The organism is Bradyrhizobium sp. SZCCHNRI1029, assembly GCF_032487555.1.
Taxonomy (GTDB): Bacteria; Pseudomonadota; Alphaproteobacteria; order Rhizobiales; family Xanthobacteraceae; genus Bradyrhizobium.
In genome coordinates this window covers 35,245-49,457 of sequence record NZ_JAUEUK010000009.1, presented here as the reverse complement: position 1 = coordinate 49,457, position 14,213 = coordinate 35,245, and the positions used below count along the sequence as shown (strand labels likewise).

At 65.8% G+C, this 14,213-nt stretch carries 18 protein-coding genes and 1 pseudogene; 12 read left to right on the top strand and 7 right to left on the bottom strand.

The features are described 5' to 3' along the window. Positions 1-155: 155 nt before the first annotated feature. Positions 156-959: an N-formylglutamate amidohydrolase gene (locus QW861_RS24435; protein WP_315717496.1), complete on the top strand. Its 804-nt coding sequence runs from the start codon at positions 156-158 to the stop codon at positions 957-959. A gap of 4 nt (positions 960-963) precedes the next feature. Here QW861_RS24435 and QW861_RS24430 read toward each other — a convergent pair whose 3' ends face one another. Further along, on the bottom strand, positions 964-2,373 hold the full coding sequence (locus tag QW861_RS24430) for a PLP-dependent aminotransferase family protein (protein ID WP_315826728.1): 1,410 nt from the start codon (positions 2,371-2,373) through the stop codon (positions 964-966). Positions 2,374-2,459: 86 nt separating this feature from the next. Here QW861_RS24430 and QW861_RS24425 point away from each other — a divergent pair, with 86 nt between their 5' ends. Together QW861_RS24425 and QW861_RS24420 are read left to right on the top strand one after the other, a co-directional pair. Then, positions 2,460-2,603 (top strand): hypothetical protein, encoded by a 144-nt coding sequence (locus QW861_RS24425; RefSeq protein WP_315810601.1) that lies wholly within the window; start codon positions 2,460-2,462, stop codon positions 2,601-2,603. 25 nt (positions 2,604-2,628) lie between these two features. Further along, positions 2,629-3,465: a PhzF family phenazine biosynthesis protein gene (locus tag QW861_RS24420; protein ID WP_315717500.1), complete on the top strand. Its 837-nt coding sequence runs from the start codon at positions 2,629-2,631 to the stop codon at positions 3,463-3,465. Between the two features lie 45 nt (positions 3,466-3,510). On the opposite strand, the gene QW861_RS24415 is transcribed toward QW861_RS24420, so the two are convergent. Beyond that, the gene (locus tag QW861_RS24415) at positions 3,511-4,131 is read right to left on the bottom strand and encodes a LysE family translocator (protein WP_315754596.1); all 621 of its coding nucleotides are present in this window, start codon (positions 4,129-4,131) and stop codon (positions 3,511-3,513) included. 131 nt (positions 4,132-4,262) lie between these two features. Between QW861_RS24415 and QW861_RS24410 the strand changes: the two genes are divergently transcribed. Genes QW861_RS24410 through QW861_RS24400 form a run of 3 tightly spaced genes read left to right on the top strand, consistent with a single transcriptional unit; the run spans position 4,263 to position 5,547 of the window. Further along, entirely contained in the window at positions 4,263-4,577 is a 315-nt protein-coding gene (locus QW861_RS24410) for a helix-turn-helix domain-containing protein (protein ID WP_315717502.1), read from the top strand. Then, entirely contained in the window at positions 4,570-5,031 is a 462-nt protein-coding gene (locus QW861_RS24405) for an SRPBCC family protein (RefSeq protein WP_316193568.1), read from the top strand. Before QW861_RS24410 ends, QW861_RS24405 begins: the two co-directional genes overlap by 8 nt. Before the next feature lie 3 nt (positions 5,032-5,034). Further along, the gene (locus QW861_RS24400) at positions 5,035-5,547 is read left to right on the top strand and encodes an SRPBCC family protein (RefSeq protein WP_315717504.1); all 513 of its coding nucleotides are present in this window, start codon (positions 5,035-5,037) and stop codon (positions 5,545-5,547) included. Positions 5,548-5,560: 13 nt separating this feature from the next. On the opposite strand, the gene QW861_RS24395 is transcribed toward QW861_RS24400, so the two are convergent. The 4 genes from QW861_RS24395 to QW861_RS24380 form a co-directional block, all read right to left on the bottom strand. Next, positions 5,561-5,983, bottom strand: a complete 423-nt coding sequence (locus QW861_RS24395; protein WP_315826724.1) for a hypothetical protein — start codon at positions 5,981-5,983, stop codon at positions 5,561-5,563. A 112-nt stretch (positions 5,984-6,095) separates the two neighbouring features. Further along, a complete protein-coding gene (locus QW861_RS24390; protein WP_315717506.1) occupies positions 6,096-6,872 on the bottom strand; it encodes a DUF2189 domain-containing protein in 777 nt (258 codons plus the stop codon). Positions 6,873-7,090: 218 nt separating this feature from the next. Continuing rightward, positions 7,091-8,698 (bottom strand): acyl-CoA synthetase, encoded by a 1,608-nt coding sequence (locus tag QW861_RS24385; protein ID WP_316175032.1) that lies wholly within the window; start codon positions 8,696-8,698, stop codon positions 7,091-7,093. A gap of 176 nt (positions 8,699-8,874) precedes the next feature. After that, the gene (locus tag QW861_RS24380) at positions 8,875-9,330 is read right to left on the bottom strand and encodes a GatB/YqeY domain-containing protein (protein ID WP_315754610.1); all 456 of its coding nucleotides are present in this window, start codon (positions 9,328-9,330) and stop codon (positions 8,875-8,877) included. Positions 9,331-9,511: 181 nt separating this feature from the next. Between QW861_RS24380 and carA the strand changes: the two genes are divergently transcribed. From carA to QW861_RS24365, 3 genes and pseudogenes are all read left to right on the top strand, one after another. After that, on the top strand, positions 9,512-10,708 hold the full coding sequence (gene carA / locus QW861_RS24375) for a glutamine-hydrolyzing carbamoyl-phosphate synthase small subunit (protein ID WP_315810595.1): 1,197 nt from the start codon (positions 9,512-9,514) through the stop codon (positions 10,706-10,708). A gap of 148 nt (positions 10,709-10,856) precedes the next feature. Next, positions 10,857-11,377: pseudogene (locus tag QW861_RS24370) on the top strand (PaaI family thioesterase). A gap of 35 nt (positions 11,378-11,412) precedes the next feature. Then, positions 11,413-11,955, top strand: a complete 543-nt coding sequence (locus tag QW861_RS24365; RefSeq protein ID WP_315754615.1) for a cupin domain-containing protein — start codon at positions 11,413-11,415, stop codon at positions 11,953-11,955. Here QW861_RS24365 and QW861_RS24360 read toward each other — a convergent pair whose 3' ends face one another. Then, positions 11,956-12,282, bottom strand: a complete 327-nt coding sequence (locus QW861_RS24360) for a metalloregulator ArsR/SmtB family transcription factor (protein ID WP_315717511.1) — start codon at positions 12,280-12,282, stop codon at positions 11,956-11,958. It abuts the gene before it with no gap. Here QW861_RS24360 and QW861_RS24355 point away from each other — a divergent pair. Genes QW861_RS24355 through QW861_RS24345 form a run of 3 tightly spaced genes read left to right on the top strand, consistent with a single transcriptional unit; the run spans position 12,170 to position 14,157 of the window. Then, positions 12,170-12,793: a YeeE/YedE family protein gene (locus QW861_RS24355; RefSeq protein WP_315810594.1), complete on the top strand. Its 624-nt coding sequence runs from the start codon at positions 12,170-12,172 to the stop codon at positions 12,791-12,793. The two genes, QW861_RS24360 and QW861_RS24355, sit on opposite strands and share 113 nt — an antisense overlap. A 6-nt stretch (positions 12,794-12,799) precedes the next feature. Beyond that, positions 12,800-13,252 (top strand): DUF6691 family protein, encoded by a 453-nt coding sequence (locus tag QW861_RS24350; RefSeq protein WP_315754617.1) that lies wholly within the window; start codon positions 12,800-12,802, stop codon positions 13,250-13,252. Between the two features lie 11 nt (positions 13,253-13,263). Beyond that, positions 13,264-14,157: an MBL fold metallo-hydrolase gene (locus QW861_RS24345; protein ID WP_315754619.1), complete on the top strand. Its 894-nt coding sequence runs from the start codon at positions 13,264-13,266 to the stop codon at positions 14,155-14,157. The last annotated feature ends 56 nt before the right edge of the window (positions 14,158-14,213 follow it).

Here is a 14,213-nt window from a genome sequence, read left to right as displayed (position 1 = left end):
GCCCGGACCGTAGGCCCATTGCGAACTTCTGTCTTGTGAATGATCGCCAGAATCAGCATCGTTTGGGCGACCATCATGATGTCCGCCGGCCCAATCCTCATCCGTCTGCCCAATCCGAGATCGGTCTGCCGCTTCATGAAGCAACGAGAGGCAGCATGACCGTGTCCGGCACGAGCAACACTCATCGACTCCTTCAGCCAGACGAAGTTCCACCCGTGCTCGAGCGCAACGCCGATGGGGCGTCGGCCTTGTTCTTCACGTGCGATCACTATGGCCGCCTGCTGCCGCGCGCACTCGGCGATCTCGGCCTGCCCGAAAGCGAACTGGAGCGGCACATCGCCTGGGACATCGGCATCGCCGGCGTCGCGGAGGCCGTATCGCGGGCGCTCGATGCGCATCTGATCGCGCAGCGCTATTCGCGGCTGGTGATCGACTGCAACCGCTCGCCGAAGGCGCCGAACGCGATTCCGATGATCAGCGAGCGCACCACGATCCCCGGCAATGAGGGCCTGACGCATGAGGACGCCGAGCTCCGGCGCCGCGCGATCTTCGATCCCTATCACGACCGCATCACCGAAGTGCTCGATGCGCGCAAGGCCGCGGGGCGGCCGACCATCCTCGTCTCGCTGCACAGCTTCACGCCGGTCTATGCGGGCATCGCGCGGCCCTGGCACATTGGCACGCTGTATCAGCACGACCGTGTGCTGCCGCCGCTGCTGTTGAGGGCGCTGCGGGCCGAGCCCGATCTCGTGGTGGGCGACAATCAGCCCTATGCGGTCGGCGACGGCACCGACTACACCATCCCCGTGCATGGCGAGGCGCGCGGGCTGATCAATTCCGGCATCGAGATTCGTCAGAACGAAATCGCCGAGCCCGAGGGCCAGCAGCGCTGGGCCGAGCGGCTGATCCGCATTCTCGGCGAGATCGAGGTCGAGCTGCGCAGCAAGGGTCTCGCTTAGCCCGCTACTCCGTCATGTCGGAGGCGTCGTGATGGGCGAGCAGGCCCGCGAGCCGCCACAGCGCCGTGCGCAGATCGTCATGGCTCGGCAGGCCGAGCGCAAGCCGCACCGCATTCGGTGAATGGCCATGCGCCACCGCAAACGCGCTCGCCGGCGTGATCGCGATGCCGGCGCGCGCGGCCGCGGCGGTCAAGGCTTCGGCGCGCCAGCCCTCCGGCAGATGCAGCCAGACATGGTAGGAGCGCGGATCGGCCTCGATGTGATGGCCGGCGAGGCACTCGGCGACGATCGCCTGCCGCACCAGCGCGTCGGCGCGCTTGCGCCTGGTGATCTCGGCCGCCGTGCCGTCGGCGAGCAGCCCCATGCCGGCGGCCAGCGCCAGCGACGTCACCGACCAGGCCCCGGTGCGCACCGTGGCGGCGAATTTTTCGCGCATGCTTCCCGGCACGTAGAGAAAACCGACCGCAATCCCCGGCGCGAGCCGCTTGGCAAGGCTGTCGACCACGACGACACGCTCCTCGGCCTGCGTCGCCAGCGAGACCTGATCGCTGAGGAAGCCGTAGACCAGATCCTCGATGATCATCAGCTCGTGCTTGCGCACCAGACGCACGATCTCCTCGCGCCTCGCCTCGCTCATCGTCAGGCCGAGCGGATTCTGCATCACCGGCTGGATGTAGATCGCGTTGAGCGCGCTCGCGCGGTGCGCCTTGGTCAGGGCATCCGGGCGGATGCCCTCGCCGTCCATCGCGAGCGGCACCAGGGTCACGCCCAGCCGCGCCGCGATGCCCTTGATCATCGGATAGGTGACGGCCTCGACGCCGAGCCGGCCGCCGACCGGCACCAGCGCCGAGATCGCCGCAGCCAGCGACTGCCGACCACTGCCGGCGAAGACGAAGTTCTCCGCGCGCGGGCGCCAGCGCTCGCCGGCGAAGAAGGCCGCGGCGGTGCGCCCGGCCTCGGCCAGCCGCCGCTGCGTGATCGGCGCCAGCACCGGCGCCAGCTTCTCCGGCCGCTGCCATGCGGCAAGCGACTTCGCGATCAGGGCCGCCTGATCCGGCAGGGTCGGGAAATTGAACTCGAGATCGATGCGGCCATCGAACGGCTCCAGCCGCAGCGAGGGTGGTACCGGTACCGCCTCTCCCGCGACGAAGGTGCCGCGCCCGACCTCGCCCACGACCAGACCCCTGCGCAATAATTCGGCATAGACGCGCGCTGCCGTGGATGCGGCAATTCCCCGTTCATAGGCGAACTGACGCTGCGGCGGCAGCCGGTCGCCAGCCTTCAGCCTGCCGTTGGCGATGTCCTCGGCAATGTCGTCCACCAGGGCCGTATACGAAGCATTCATGCTATATTGCACCGAGAGCAATGTTTCGATTGCACCGAGATATGTACTGCGCGATTGCTCTTCGAACAACGCAATTGAAGAGCGATAGGTGACTCATGGCATATTCCCTGGCGCAGCGTTGGGCAACTCCGCAAGTTGCCCACGGAAAGAGCAATTTGCTCCAGGTCCCGCAACTCTGGCTGCAGCGCCTGTTCTGGCGGTCCGAACTGGCGATGCTCGATCGCGAGCAGATGCGCGACTGCGGCCTTGATCCCGTGGTCGTGCAGGAAGAGGCCAACAAGCCGTTCTGGCGCGACTGACGCCGACATCGAGGAGGGCACCGCAATGCTCGCGCTTCCGTTCCATCAAGTCGACGTGTTCTCCAAGGTCGCCTTCAAAGGCAACCCGCTCGCCGTGATCGCCGAGGCCGACGGCCTCGACGATGCCGCGATGCAGGCGATCGCCAACTGGACCAATCTGTCCGAGACGACCTTCCTGTCACGCGCTCAGAATCCGGGCGCTGATTATCGCGTGCGCATCTTCACCCCGCAGCGCGAACTGCCTTTTGCGGGCCATCCGACGCTCGGCTCGTGCCACGTATGGCTCGCGCTCGGCGGCCGGCCGAAGGGCGAGCATGTGGTGCAGGAATGCGGCGCGGGCCTCGTGCGCATCAAGCGTGACGGAGACCGCCTCGCCTTCGCCGCCCCGCCCCTCCGCCGCTCCGGCGCCGTCGATGCCGAGCTGACGAGCAGGATCGCGGCGGCGCTCGGCATCCCAACGAGCACGATGCGCGCCGTGCAGTGGATCGACAACGGCCCGGGTTGGATCGGCGTGCTGATCGACTCCCGCCGCGCGCTGCTCGACATCCGCTACAATCCGGCGGCGCTGCCGCAACAACCGATCGGCGTGGTTGCGCCATGGGATCGGGCGCAAGATGGCACAGATGCCGACTACGAGGTCCGCGGCTTCATGTGGGGCGGCGGCGAGGACCCGGTGACGGGCAGCCTCAATGCAAGTCTGGCGCAATGGCTGATCGGAGCGGGAATTGCTCCGAAGCAATACGTCGCCTCCCAGGGCACCGTGCTCGGCCGCGCCGGCCGCGTCCATGTCGCGCAGGACGGCGACACGATCTGGATCGGCGGCGACGTCGCGCCTGTGGTGAAGGGGACGATCAGCCTGTAACGCGCGTCAGCAGACGGCGATGCGGCCGCGGGGCCGAACGCGTGCTCACCGTGCCCGGGTCAGCGCCAGCCACACGCCGCCGCCGATCATGAAGCCGCCGGAGATGCGCGACACCAGCCGCGTCCGCCTGGCCGAGAACAGTTTTCGCGCACGGCCCGCGAGCAGCGCATAGATCGCGTCGGTGAGACCCGCGATCACCATGAAGGTGACGCCGAGCAAACCGACCTGCGGCACGTGATCCCGGCTCATGTCCATGAACTGCGGCAGGAACGCGCCGAAGAACACCATCACCTTCGGGTTCGAGAGCAGCACCAGCAGCCCCTGCAGGAAAAAGCCGCCGCGCGGCGGCGGTGGCGGCGCCTCGCCCGCAGAGATCCCCTCGATCGGCGAGCGGATGAGCTGAATGCCGAGCCACACCAGATAGGCCGCACCGATCAGTCGCACCCATTCGAACCAATAGCCCATCGTGGCCATCAGCGACGTCAGGCCGACGGCGACGATGCCGATCGCGATCGCCAGCCCGGTCTGCACGCCGGCGATATTGATGAGCGCGGCGCGGGTCCCGTGGCGCAGACCGTTGGCGATCAGCAGCGTCACGACGGGACCCGGCAGCAGCGCCAGCCCGATACAGGCGGCGACGAAGGCGAGATAGACTTGCAGGGACATGAGGCGCCTCGATGCGAATGAGGCGCTCACTAATGCACGACATGTCTGCAGAGGGAAGCCCGCTTGTCCTCGCGCGATCCACACAGCAGCGCCCTTGACACGCAACCATTTGGTTGCCTATTCTTTCTCACATGGATGATGTCTTCAAGGCGCTTGCGGACGGCTCACGACGCGCCCTGCTCGACAGGCTCCACGCGCGGAACGGGCAAACCCTGACCGAACTCTGCGACGGCCTCGCGATGACGCGACAGGCCGTGACCAAGCACCTTGCCATTCTGGAAGCGGCCAATCTGGTCGCGACGATCCGGCATGGCCGCGAGAAGCTGCACTATCTCAATCCGGTGCCGATCCATCACATCGGGGAGCGCTGGATCAAGAAGTTCGAGCGCGGCAAACTCGCCGCGCTCAGCGAGTTGAAGCGGCAATTGGAGGAGCGCGATGAGTAAACCCGAATTCGTCTACGTCACGTATATCGCGACGACGCCCGAGAAATTGTGGGAAGCGCTGACATCAAACGAATTCGCAAAGCGCTACTGGTTCGGCACCGAACTGCATTCCGACTGGCGCGTCGGCTCGCCGTTCACGCTGGTGACCGACGGGATGACGACGGATGTCGGCCAGATTCTGGAGTTCGATCCGCCACGCCGGCTCTCCTACACCTTCCAGCACGTCCTGAAAGACGAGTTTCGCAACGAGCAGCCGACCAAGGTCCTGTTCGCGATCGAACAGCACGGCAACTCCGTCAAGCTGACCCTGACGCATGAAGGCTTCGAAGGGGCGGCAAGATTGCTCGATGCGGTTTCCAACGGCTGGCCCGCGATCATGTCCGGCCTAAAAAGTCTGCTGGAGACCGGAACGGCGCTGGCGATCCCGATGTCAGCGCTCGGCAAAGGAGTCTGAGCGATGGATCTTGCAAAGTTCAAGCCCGCCACCGTCTACACGATCTACATCGCCGCCAGCCCTGAGAAGGTGTGGCAGGCGCTGACCTCAGCCGAGTTCAGCCGGCAGTATTTCTTCGGCTTCGCCGTGGAAGCCGAACTGAGGGCGGGCGGCGCCTTCATCGTGCGCGCGCCGGACGGCTCCGAACACATCAGCGGCCAGGTGATCGTCTGCGAGCCGCCGCACCGGCTGACCGTCACGTGGGACGTCAACTGGCCCGGCCTCGTCGAGGCACTGGGCCGCACGCTCGTGACCTATGAGATCGAACCGGCCGGCGACGCCGTCCGTCTCACGATGACTGAAGCGCATGAGCGGCCGCTCTCCGACGACATCCTGTCTGGCGGACGCCAGGGCTGGCCGGCCATCCTGTCGAGCCTCAAGAGCGTGCTCGAGACCGGCAAGCCGCTCGCGGTGAAGATGACGCCGCCGACGCGCATGCTGGCGGCCCTGAAGGCGATGGGGATTGCAGTGCCTTAAAGGACAACGCCTGCTACGACACCGCGGCGATCTGTGGGATGCTGGCGAGGACGGCGCCGACCTGGACCGCATTGCTCAGCATGCCCCCCCAATGTAACCAGCGCAGCCGACGCAGGGCCGTCGCATCGCCGGAATCCCTGTCGCGGATGCGCGCGTCCATCTGCCGCAGAAACCAGCGGCGCGAGAGCAGCGCGAACGCCGCGATCAGCCCAATGCCCAGCCCCAGAACGGGGCGGCCGTCGGCCAGCACGGCGAGCGCGCCGATGCCGCCAGCGATCGAAAGCGCCACGAAGTAGGAGTCGAACATGCCGCGCAGGAGCCGGGTGACCGGCACGATGTCGAGCCGCACCAGCAGAAAGGCCGGCGCGGCCAGCAGCAGATAGAACATCGGCAGCAACAAGACGATCGTGGCAAACAACGCGATGTTGTCCGGCATCATCCTCCTCCGACATTGGGGCCGGCCGGACCACCGGCGAGCCGCGTTTCGAAACGAGCCCGTTCGACGGCGTCCATGCGCCATCGAACCTTCGTCGCGGCTCGCCCTTGCCTTACGCCGGAGCTACGATCCGGCGGTACAGATGCCAGGTCGCATGGCCCAGCACCGGCACAGTGACCAGCAGCCCGAGGAAGTACGGTAACGCCGAAATGATCAGCAGCACGGTGATGACGGCGGCCCAACCGATCATCGGGCCGGGACTCGTCACGACCGCGCGCACGCTGGTGATCATCGCCGTCACGAAATCGACGTCGCGCTCCAGCAGCAGCGGAAACGACACGACCGTGAGCGAGAACAGCACCAGCGATAGAGCGGCGCCGTCGAGATTGCCGATCGCGAGGAAGAGCAGACCCTCGTTGGTCGTCAACACCACGGTCATGAACTCCTTGATGCTGGAGAACGAGGCATTGAGCCCGAGCAGCAGCGCGATCAGGAGGCGCACCTGGTACATCCAGATGATGAAGAAAAATAGCGTCACGAACGCCATCCAGCCGATCTCGCCGCGCGAAGTGATCGTGCGCCAGATCCCGCCATAGGAAATCGGCTGGCCGAGTTCGCGGCGGCGGCTGACCTCGTAGAGACCGATCGCGACGAACGGGCCGATCAGCGCAAACCCCGCGGCCAGCGGATAGGCCAAGTAGACCATGCCGAAGGCGGTGACGCACAGCACGATGCTGATGCCGCCGAGTACGTAGATCAGCCCGAAAGCAAGGCCGAACATGGGCTGAGCCTGAAAATCGCGGAGGCCTTGCGTCAAGGCTTCGGCAATATCGGCCGTGGTGATGCGGCGCACCACGGGATCGGATCGTCCCGAGACGGATGCGGTCATCGGCGGTCCCTCCTGAATGTTGTTGTTGCCGTGATGCTAACAGCGGGAGGGCGGGGATTTCAATTTCAACTTGTGGGCAGAGGGGCGGAGCGATCACATATGACGATGCAGTTTTGCGCTCGTCGCCCGTTGCGACCACCCCACCGTCGTGCTGTGCGGGACTGCCAGCGAGGCGAGGGAGCCAGGCGCACCATTGGGCACCCACGAACGGGAGCCCCCTACCCCCGCGCCCGCAACTCCCGCCTCAGCACCTTGCCGGTCGCCGTCATCGGCAGGGTATCGGTGAATTCAACGTGGCGCGGGTATTCGTGCGCGGCAAGCTTCACTTTGACGAAGTCCTGGATCTCTCGCGACAGCGTGTCATTTGCAACGAAGCCTGGGCGCAGCACGATCCACGCCTTGATGGCCTCCGTACGCACCGGGTCGGGAATGCCGACGACGGCCGCCAGCGCGACTGCCGGATGCTTGAGCAGCGTGTCCTCGATCTCCGCCGGGCCGATGCGATAGCCGGCCGACGTGATGACATCGTCCTCGCGGCTCGCATACCAGAAATAGCCGTCGTCATCCTGGCTGCCGAGATCGCCGGTCAGCAGCACGTCGCCCGCGAACTTCTTCTGCGTCGCCTCCGGATTGCGCCAATATTCGATCATGGTGCAGGGATTGGGCTGGCGCACGCCGATGATGCCCCTCTCTCCGCGCGGCAGCTCCTCGCCCTTGTCGTTGACGATCAGCACCTCGAAGCCCGGCGTCGCCTTGCCCATCGAGCCCGGCCGGATCGGAAACAGCCTCGCATTGTTGCCGACGACGAGATTGCATTCGGTCTGGCCGTAGATCTCGTGCGCATCGATGCCGAAGGTCGCGCGCACCCAGTCGAGCAGCTCGGCGCCGAGCGACTCGCCGCCGGTGAGGATGCTGCGCAGCTTGACGCCCTCGTGCTTGACATTGGCCTGGCGCATCAACTTCAGCGCGGTCGGGGGCAGGAACACGTTGCGGACGGCGTAGTCCGCCATCAGTTGCATTGCGGCCTGCGGCTCGAATTTCCTGGCGCGATAACCGATCATCGGGATCGCGTGATACCATGCAGGAAACAGCGCATCGAACAGGCCGCCGATCCATGCCCAATCCGCCGGCGTCCACATGACGTCGCCGGGCTTCGGCAGGAAGCCGTGCACCATCTCGACATTGGGCAGGTGGCCGAGCAGTACGCGATGGGCGTGCAGCGCGCCCTTGGGATTTCCGGTCGTACCCGAGGTATAGATGATGATGGCAGGGTCGTCGCTCGACGTGGCGACGGTCGGGAATTGATCGGAGGCGCGCTCCAGCGTCGGCCAGAAGGCTTGGGCGCCGAGGCCGTCGCCGTCAGTGACATAGATCGTCTTGAGCTCCGGCAGATGGTCGCGAATGCGCGCAAGCTTCGCAAGGCCCGTGGCGTCGGTGACGACGACCTTGGCGCCGGAGTTCTGCAGCCGGAATTGCAGCGCGTCCTCGCCGAACAGCGTGAACAGCGGCACCGAGACGAGACCGGCGCGGAACGCCGCCAGATGGACGATCGGCAGCTCCAGCGACTGCGACAGGAACACCGCGACGCGGTCGCCCTGCGCGAGACCATCGGCCTTCAATACGTTGGCGAAGCGGCAGGAGTAATCGCGCAGCTCATCGAATGAGACGCGCCGTGCGGCGCCGTCCTCTTCGACGACGATCAGCGCCAGGCGCCCCGAGCCGTCGGCGTGGCGATCGCAGGTCGCGACCGCGATGTTGAACTGCGCCGGGATGTCCCAGCGGAAGTCGCGAGTGAGCTGGTCGTAGTCGGACGTTTCCTTGAGCATCGTTCTCTCCGTCATGGCCAGGCGAAGACCCGCCTGCGGGGCCGAAGCCCCTTCGGCGCGGCGAAGGCCCGGCCATCCACGTCTTTCTTCTTGATGACAGTCTTAAAGACGTGGATGCCCGGGACAAGCCCGGGCATGACGATGTGGGGATGGCTCGGCGCTTCGTGTCGCGCGGCCTAGCCCGACAGCGCCGCCTTCACCAGCGCGCTCGCCTTGGCGAAATCCATCTGGCCGGTATACTTGGCCTTCAGCACGGCGATCACCTTGCCCATGTCCTTCATGCCGGCAGCGCCGGTCTCGGCGACTGCAGCGGAGATGGCGGTCTTCACCTCGTCGTCGCTCATCTGCTTCGGCAGATAGGCCGAGATGACCGCGATCTCCTCGCGCTCACCCGCGGCGAGCTCGGCGCGGCCGCCCTTTTCATACAGCTCGACCGACTCCTGACGCTGCTTGATCATCTTCTGCAGCACCGCGAGCACGTCGGCGTCGATCAAGGGCGGCTTGCCTTCGCCGCGCGCGGCGATGTCGGCGTTCTTCAAGGTCGAGTTCACCATGCGAAGGGTGGACAGCTTGCGCTCGTCCTTGGCCTTCATCGCCTCCTTGACCGCATTGTTGATGTCGTCGCGCAGCATGCTCTCGCCCTCTCAAAATCCATTGGCGCTGGTCTAGGCGGTTCGCCCACCCGAAACAACACGGTTCCGCATCCGTTCCAGTCGGTTGCCTCGAAACTCCGGCCGAATTGACCGAAATCGCATGTGAATCGGCCGCTTCCCGCTTTGACGCCGCGCGCCTGGGGCACTATGTAGGGGCCTCATGACACACATCGATACTGACGCCGCCTGGCCGGACCATAAACCGACCGCGCTCCTCGTGCTTGCCGACGGCACGGTGCTGGAAGGCTACGGCCTCGGCGCCGAAGGCCACGCCGTGGGCGAGGTCTGCTTCAACACCGCCATGACCGGCTATGAGGAGATCCTGACCGATCCGTCCTATGCCGGCCAGCTCATCACCTTCACCTTCCCGCATATCGGCAATGTCGGCACCAACGACGAGGATATCGAGACGGTGAACATGGCGGCGACGCCGGGCGCGCGCGGGGTGATCCTGCGCACCGCGATCACCGATCCGTCGAACTACCGCGCCACCCGCCATCTCGACCAGTGGCTGCGTGCGCGCGGGATCATCGGGCTGTCCGGCATCGACACCCGGGCGCTGACCGCGCTGATCCGCTCCAAGGGCATGCCGAACGCCGTGATCGCGCATGCCAAGGACGGCAATTTCGACCTCGACGCCCTGAAGAAGGAAGCGCGGGAATGGCCCGGCCTGGAGGGCATGGACCTCGTGCCGATGGTGACCTCCGCCCAGCGCTTCACCTGGGACGAGACCCCCTGGGTGTGGAACGAGGGCTTCGGCCAACAGGTCAATCCGGAGTTCAACGTCGTCGCGATCGACTACGGCATCAAGCGCAACATCCTGCGTCTGCTCGCCGGCGTCGGCTGCAAGGTGACGGTGGTGCCGGCGACGACGCCGGCCGAGGACATCCTGGCGATGAAGCCCGACGGCGTGTTCCTGTCGAACGGACCCGGCGATCCCGCGGCGACCGGCAAATATGCCGTGCCGGTCATTCAGCAGGTGATTTCGTCGGGCACGCCGACCTTCGGCATCTGCCTCGGCCATCAGATGCTCGGGCTTGCGGTCGGCGCCAAGACCAAGAAGATGCACCAGGGCCATCACGGCGCCAATCATCCGGTCAAGGACGAGACCACCGGCAAGGTCGAGATCACCTCGATGAACCATGGCTTCGCGGTCGACCAGGATACGTTGCCATCGGGCGCGACGCAGACCCACATCTCGCTGTTCGACGGCTCCAATTGCGGCATCCAGCTCGAGGGCAAGCCGGTGTTCTCGGTGCAGTACCACCCGGAAGCTTCGCCCGGCCCGCGCGACTCGCATTACCTCTTTCAGCGCTTCGCCGAGCTGATGCGCGAGAAGAAGCGTAGCGCGGCCTGAGGTCGGCAGCTGGACACGATTCGAAATGCCCGGGCTGGTCCCGGGCATTTTTCTGTCCGCAATCTTGTGATCGCCGGCATCTGTTTTACCCTCGATCTTTTCGCACCGCGTTCATATGATGAACATCATACATTGGATGATCGACGATATGAGCGAGACGGATTCGCGCGCTGAATTCGGCGAGGTGCCCCTGGCGGAACTGGCCTCGATGCCCGGGCTCGATTTCGTGCGCGGCATCTTCGCCGGGACCTTGCCGCAGCCGCCGATCATGCAGACCGTCGCGCCGTTCGACTGCAGTCGCCGAGCCCGGCCAGGTCGTCATGCACAGCGTGCCGGCCTTGCGGCGCTACAATCCGATCGGCGCGGTGCATGGCGGCTACACCGCGATCCTGCTGGATTCCGCGATGGGGCTCGCCGTCCACACGATGTGCCCGCAGGGCAGCGGTTACACCACGCTGGAATTCAAGGTCTCCTTCATCAAGGCAATGACCGAGACCACCGGCATCGTGAGAACGGAGGGCAGGAGGCTGTCGTTCGGACGCCGCGCCGCGCCGCGAGGCACGCATCGCCGATTCGCAAGGGCGCCTGCTGGCGCACGCCACCACGACTTGCCTGGTGTTCGAGCTGCCCAAGGCTGAGCCTGGAACGGCGGCCGCGCAGGCCGGTTGATAGGGTGAGGCCCCATCCTTTGTTCCGAGGTCGCCATGCCTGCCGCCCCCTCGCCCCGCGTCAAGTCGATCGAACCGCTCAGCATCGTGTTCGCGGATGACGGCCTGGTGCCCAATAATCCGATGCCGTTCCTGGTCTACAAGGCCGTCATCGATCTGGGTGGCGCCGATCCGACGGCCGACATCGAGCGCGTGTTCGCCGCCAATGGCTGGGGCGACATGTGGCGCAACGGCGTCTACGACTATCTGCACTATCATGCGACCCTGCATGAGGCGCTGGGTGTCGCCGGCGGAACGGCGCGGGTCCGCTTCGGCGGCGATCAGGGCCGGGAGCTGGAGCTCAGGCCGGGCGACGTCGCCATCCTGCCGGCTGGCACTGGACATCAACGCATCGCTGCCAGCAGCGATTTCTGCATCGTCGGCGCCTATCCGCCCGGACCGAAGATGCAGATCACGCGGCCGACGCCGGAGAACCACGCCCGCGCATCGAAAACCATTCCGGAGGTGCCGCTGCCCGCGACCGATCCTGTGCTCGGCGCGGGCGGCCCACTCACGCGCCTGTGGCACCAGGCGCGCTGATCAGGCGCAATACAGCCGATACAGCGTCTGCAGGATCTCGCGGACCTCCCGGCTCGCCAGCCGATAGTAGATGGTCTGGCCATCGCGCCGGGTGGCGACGAGATCGAGCGCGCGCATCTTCGCGAGATGCTGAGACAGCGCCGCCTGTCGCAACCCGACCTGCTCGGCGAGATCGCCGACCGCGCGCTCGCCGTCGATGAGGTTGCAGAGCACCATGAGGCGCTTCGAATTCGCCATGGCAGCGAGCAGGCCCGCCGCCTCCTCCGCCTTGTCGTCGAGCGCCGCCACCATGGCCTCACGGGTTTTGCGCCTGGCCTGTGTTGTCATGATTGTTACTTCTTCATTTTCGTATATATGCAATAATGCACATGATAGCCGATTGCAACATGCCCCGGACGAGGGAATCAAGGACGATATGATCACGGAGTATACAGCGGTCACGGCGCTCGCAGGCGGCGCCCTCATCGGCGCTGCAGCCGTCATGCTGATGGGCCTGACCGGCCGTATTGCCGGCGTCAGCGGCATTGCCGCGCGGCTGTTGCCGCCCTGGGACGGTGCGCTCGCTGGCCGGCTCGCCTTCATAGGAGGGCTGGTCGCGGCCGCCCTTGCAGTCCGCATCGTCAGCGGGAGCCTGCCGCCGCTGAAGCTGGAGGTCGGTCCGATCGATATGGTTGCGGCCGGGCTGCTGGTCGGCTTCGGGGCGGTCTGGGGCAACGGCTGCACCTCGGGTCATGGCGTCTGCGGCATCGCCAGCCTGTCGCCGCGCTCGATCGTCGCCACGCTGGTGTTCATGGCCACCGCGGTCGTGACCACCTTCCTCGTTCGCCACGTGCTGTGAGGCACCATGATCATTTTCGTCCAGTTCACCGTCGGCCTCATCTTCGGACTCGGGCTGCTGCTCTCCGGCATGTCCAATCCAGAGAAGGTGCTCAACTTCCTCGATTTCGCGGCGATCCGCTTCGGCGGCTGGGATCCGAGCCTGATCCTCGTGATGGCTGGAGCGGTGGGGGTCAGCTTCGCCGGCTTCCGACTGGTTTTCCGGCGCCGGCGTCCCGTCCTCGGTGAGCAATTCCACCTGCCATCCTCGCAGACGCTGGATTGGCGGATCGCAACCGGCCCTGCGATCTTCGGCATCGGCTGGGGCCTCGCCGGCATCTGCCCGGGCCCGGCCTTCGTGGCGCTCGGCTACGGCTCGCCTGCCATCGTCCTGTTCGTCACGGCCATGATGATCGGAATGGCCGCAGCCCGCATGCTCGCGAGCCGCCGGCCCTCGCTCGCCGCAGTCGCTTCAGAATGAGGGAGGCTTGAATGTCCGGCATTCCACATCCGGTCGACCTGTCAGTGAAACCCGAGGTCACACCGTTCTTCGATCGCGCCACCAACACCGTCAGCTATGTGGTCAAGGACCCAGACTCGCGGGCCTGCGCGGTGATCGATTCGGTCATGGACATCGACTATGCATCGGGGCGCATCGCGCCGCATTCGGCCGACGAGATCATTCGCCTGATCGAGGATCGCGGCTGGCAACTGGACTGGCTGATCGAGACCCATGTCCATGCCGATCATCTGTCGGCGGCGCCCTACATCCAGTCAAGGCTGGGCGGCAGGATCGGCATCGGCGCCAACATCAGGATGGTGCAGGAGACGTTCGGCAAGATCTTCAACGAAGGCACCGAGTTTCAGCGCGACGGCAGCCAGTTCGACCGCCTGTTCCATGATGGCGACACCTACCGGATCGGCGCAATCACCGCCTTCGCCATGCATACGCCGGGGCACACGCCGGCCTGCATGACTCATGTGATCGGAGACGCCGCCTTCGTCGGCGACACGCTATTCATGCCGGACGGCGGCTCGGCACGCGCCGACTTTCCTGGCGGCGATGCCCGCACGCTGTATCGCTCGATCCGCCGGGTGCTGGAGCTGCCTGACGCGACGCGGCTGTTCATGTGCCACGACTACGGTCCAAACGGCCGCGACATCCGCTGGGAAACGACGGTGGCCGAGCAGCGCGCGCACAACATCCACGTCCGCGACGGCATCACCGAGGATCAGTTCGTCGCCGCCCGCGAGGCGCGCGACCGCACCTTGGACATGCCCAAGCTGATCATCCCCTCCCTGCAGGTGAACATGAAGGCGGGACGGCTGCCGACGCCCGATCAGGACGGCCGGCGCTTCCTGAAAGTCCCGCTCAACGCACTCTAGGGCACCCCTCGCCCCACCGACCACGCGGCAGACGTCGCGGCTCGGCTTTCCCATTT